Below are 4,096 nucleotides of genomic sequence, written 5' to 3'. Positions count from 1 at the left end.
TGATCCGGGTGCCAACAATCGTAATCTGTCACCAGCGCCAGCGTCGCATAGGCAATTTCCGCTTCTCGCGCTAGTTTCGCCTCTGGTAGATTAGTCATGCCAATCACCGTTGCGCCCCAGCTTCGGTAGAGATGTGATTCAGCTTTGGTAGAAAACGCCGGACCTTCCATGCAGACATACGTGCCACCACGATGCAGCACAACGTCACTGAGATCAAGGCTGGCTACTGCGTCTGCCAGCACCGCTGCCAGCTTAGGGCAAACTGGATCGCCAAAGGCAATATGCGCCACAATGCCATCGCCAAAAAACGTTGAGATGCGGTTTTTAGTACGATCGATAAATTGGTCTGGCACCACCATATCCAACGGCTTCGCTTCGTCCTTCAATGACCCGACTGCTGACGCCGAAATTAAATACTTGACACCCAAGCTCTTCATCGCGTAGACGTTTGCCCGGAAGGGCAACTCCGAGGGCAGCAAATGGTGGCTGCGTCCGTGCCGCGCCAGAAACGCTACTCGCGTTCCGTCCAGCGTGCCCAAGATCAAAGCATCAGAGGGTTTGCCAAACGGCGTTTCGATCTGGACCTCTTCTACATCTTTCAGCGCCTCCATCTTGTAGAGTCCGCTGCCGCCGATGATGCCGATTGCTGCCTCTGCCATGTTGCCTCCGCTGCTAAATTGCCCTAGCCATTCTACAACCTTGCCGAGCGGGAACGTGTTGAGCAGAACCCAACACGTTCGTTCAGGTTGAGGCTGAAACAATTCCAGCAGTCATGGACAATGCTTCACTGGATGGTCTCAGGCTGTGCTAATTCGTGCGATCGCCTTACTTCAGCGCAATCGGGCTGTTAAGCCAGTGGGAAGAACACCGATCGATACAGGGACAGCATCGCCTCACCCCAAAACAGGACCAGCAGCGATCCGACCGCCAAAAATGGACCAAACGGCATCGGTTGGCGACGATCGAGCCAATTAAGTCCGATCGCTGCACCGCCCGCAAAGGCTCCGATCGCGCAGGCAACAAATCCTGCCAGCAGCAAATACTTCCAGCCGAGCCAAGCGCCCATTAGCGCTGCCAGTTTCGCATCGCCACCGCCCATCGCTGCCTGTCCCAACGCCATCGATCCCACTAGGGCAATTACATCCAGCAGCCACAGCCCCAGCACTGCACCTAAAACGCCTTGCAGCAGATGGCTTGCGGCTCCTGCCACGCTAGAACTGGTTAGCGCTCCTTGAATCGCTTGAAACGCCAATCCGACCACTAAACCGGATTGTGTCAGCGGATTGGGCAGCGTTAGCGTGTCAACGTCAATGAGCGACAGTGCCAGCAACCAGCTTAGGAACATCCAGTAGCCGATCGTCTGCCAGGATAGACCAAACACCCAAAACACCAGCACAAACAAAATTCCCGTCGCCGCTTCGACTAACGGGTACCGGACTGAAATAGGTGACTTACAGTGAGCACAGCGCCCCTTTAACCGCAGCCACCCCAGCACCGGAACGTTCTCGCGCCGCCTCAATCGCGTTAGGCAGTGGGGACAGCGCGACGGCGGATAGAGCAGTGACAGCCCCGCAGGCACGCGATACACCACCACGTTGAGGAAGCTGCCTACCGACGCGCCCAATGCGAAAATGACGATCGCGACCGGAAGCTCAAACCAGAGATCCATGATTCGCTGTTAGTTACTGGCTAATAGCCAGTAAGGTATCTGATATTTTTCAAGTATCTTTCTACAGTGCGTTGCTTGGGTAACGTATCGATCAAGACGGATCAATCCAGCACTCGCAGTTTCTAATACAGTTCCGACTCAATCTGGCTGAACGGCACAAAGCATTCTTGGGGTAGAAGAATTGGTTTACCAGAGAAAATAAGCTTGCCGCGATGGGTAAAGCGGTTGATGGCAACACCCAGTGGACGCTGAATCAAGCCGGGATGAACCTCATAGTAGGTGGTGTAAATTTGCCGCGCCGATCGAATCAAGGCGGGATCGAGCAGTGCCGTGAAGTCGGCGTCTGCGATCCGCGTATGCGCCTGAGTGTGTGAAGCGTATGCCACCAGTCCCCCCCTACTATTGTCTTGCTGGATTTTAGTATACTTGTCTGTCCTCAGCCGGAGGAGAAATTTTTAATTCGTAAACCAAGCCGGGAATCTTAAAGCCTCAACAGCCACAATTGGGGACAGTTAAGGGAGCAGTTCATCCATGTGTGATGGCGTCGGTGGCAGCAGCACACTAGTGGGGACTCATACAACTTACTGCTTGAGGTGTTACAGATCGCGGTGGGTGAAGGGTTTAGCAGCGGGACCTGAGTAGGTGGCGGCGATGTGCCCTGCTCCGACAAGTTGGTATTTGTATGTCACTAAGCCTTCTAGCCCAACAGGACCGCGAGGCGGCATTTTTTGCGTGCTGATACCGACTTCTGCACCGAAGCCGTAGCGAAAGCCGTCGGCAAAGCGAGTGGAGCAGTTGTGGTAGACGCCTGCGGCATCTACCTGCGCCAGAAAAGCGGCGGCGGTTGCCGAGTCTGCAGTAACGATCGCCTCAGTATGTCGTGAGCCGTAGGTGTTGATGTGGTCGATCGCTTGCTCCAGCGAGTCTACAATTTTGATTGCCAAAATCAAATCGCTGTACTCAGTGACCCAATCAGCTTCAGTCGCTGCAGCAATATTGAGAATGTCCCGCGTGCGATCGTCACCCCGCAGTTCTACGTTCCGCTGCTGAAGCGGACCCACTGCATTCAGCAAAAATTCGCTGGCAATTGCCTGATGAACCAGCAGAGTTTCGATTGCATTACACGCCGCAGGATACTGAGTTTTGGCATCGATCGTCAGCGAGATCGCCTGTTCAATGTCAGCGGCTTTGTCCACGTAGAGATGACAAATACCCTCCGCGTGCCCCAATACAGGAATTTGCGTGTTTTGCTGCACAAACCGTACGAAGGCATTAGAGCCGCGCGGAATAATTAGATCAACGTACTGGTCAAGCTTGAGCAATTCTAGGGTTTCCTGCCGCGTTGTTAGCAGTTGCACTACAGCAGGAGCAACCTCGGTTTGGGCAAGCCCCGCGTGAATCGCCTTAACGATCGCTTCGCACGATCGCACTGCTTCCTGTCCGCCCTTCAAAATTACCCCGTTGCCAGACTTAATCGCCAAGCTGGAAATTTGCATCACCGCATCCGGACGAGCTTCAAAAATGACGCCTAGCACGCCCAAGGGACACGTGATGCGCTTGAGTTCTAAGCCCTGATCCAGTTCACGGTGAATCTGCACAGCACCGATCGGGTCTGCCAGCTTTGCCACGTCTCGCACGCCCGCGATCGCTGCCTTCAGCTTGGAGTCGTCCAACTTCAGTCGGGCATACAGAGCACTTGCCAACCCCAACTCCTTCGCCGCCTGACAGTCCGCTTCGTTTGCCGCCAAAATGCTGGATGCTGCTGCCTCTAGCGCCTGCGCGATCGCCTCTAGTGCCAGATTCTTGGCGTCTGTTGGCAGCGTTGCCAATTGCCGTGCCTGTCGGCGAGTTTGCTGCGCCAGTGTCACAAGCGGCGAAGGGGGAGCGATCGGGGCAGAAGTCATGAGAACTTGGAGACAAACTGTCAGATCTATAAGTGTACCGGAGTAATGAGTAGAGATGGGCTAAGGCACTGAGGTGATTTCCAGCAACGAGTTTACCGTCCGAGATAAAGCCCTTCGGCTCCGCTCAGGGCGCAATCGTTTGCTGACTGAGCGAAAGCGAAGACTGCTGTCTTCGCTTGACCACGTACTTTCTGATTGTGTTGGAGATACAGAACAAGCTGGGACGATCGCGATCAATGGTTCTGTTGCAGCGCGATCGTCCCGTACCAAATTATCCGTAGCGTCTTGAGCGAACCGTAGCCATAAGCAGCTAGAGGTGAACTTTAGGGCGATCGCCTGTTACAGGGTGCGACGGTATAACGTGATATACGCAGTCTGCAAAGGGTGGTGCGTAAAACCCTAGCTTTTGCTTGAGCAGCAGCCAGAAGAACGGTAGATCGTCCATTAGATAGCGCCTCCAAAGGCGCTTTGGATCGCACGCAATCCGGAATAACCACTCCATTCCGATGATACTTACCCACTT

At 54.3% G+C, this 4,096-nt stretch carries 4 protein-coding genes and 1 pseudogene; all 5 read right to left on the bottom strand.

All coding sequences use genetic code 11. The annotated features are described in order from the left end of the window. Positions 1–659 (bottom strand): S-methyl-5'-thioadenosine phosphorylase (locus tag H6F43_RS16280; protein WP_190343771.1); only part of this gene is annotated, 659 nt, incomplete at its 3' end. 188 nt (positions 660–847) lie between these two features. Continuing rightward, positions 848–1,669 (bottom strand): A24 family peptidase, encoded by an 822-nt coding sequence (locus H6F43_RS16275; RefSeq protein ID WP_190343770.1) that lies wholly within the window; start codon positions 1,667–1,669, stop codon positions 848–850. 122 nt (positions 1,670–1,791) lie between these two features. Further along, the gene (locus H6F43_RS16270; protein ID WP_347272422.1) at positions 1,792–2,055 is read right to left on the bottom strand and encodes a hypothetical protein; all 264 of its coding nucleotides are present in this window, start codon (positions 2,053–2,055) and stop codon (positions 1,792–1,794) included. A gap of 210 nt (positions 2,056–2,265) precedes the next feature. After that, positions 2,266–3,573 carry a glutamate-5-semialdehyde dehydrogenase gene (locus tag H6F43_RS16265; protein WP_190343769.1) on the bottom strand — a complete coding sequence of 436 codons (1,308 nt, stop codon included), beginning with the start codon at positions 3,571–3,573 and terminating at the stop codon, positions 2,266–2,268. A 310-nt stretch (positions 3,574–3,883) separates the two neighbouring features. Further along, positions 3,884–4,096, bottom strand: a pseudogene (locus tag H6F43_RS21895) (hypothetical protein); the annotation flags it as partial.

It is taken from the genome of Leptolyngbya sp. FACHB-36, from assembly GCF_014695955.1.
GTDB lineage: Bacteria > Cyanobacteriota > Cyanobacteriia > Leptolyngbyales > Leptolyngbyaceae > FACHB-36.
The sequence above is the reverse complement of the archived record's forward strand: the minus strand, read 5'-3'. Positions and strand labels throughout refer to the sequence as shown.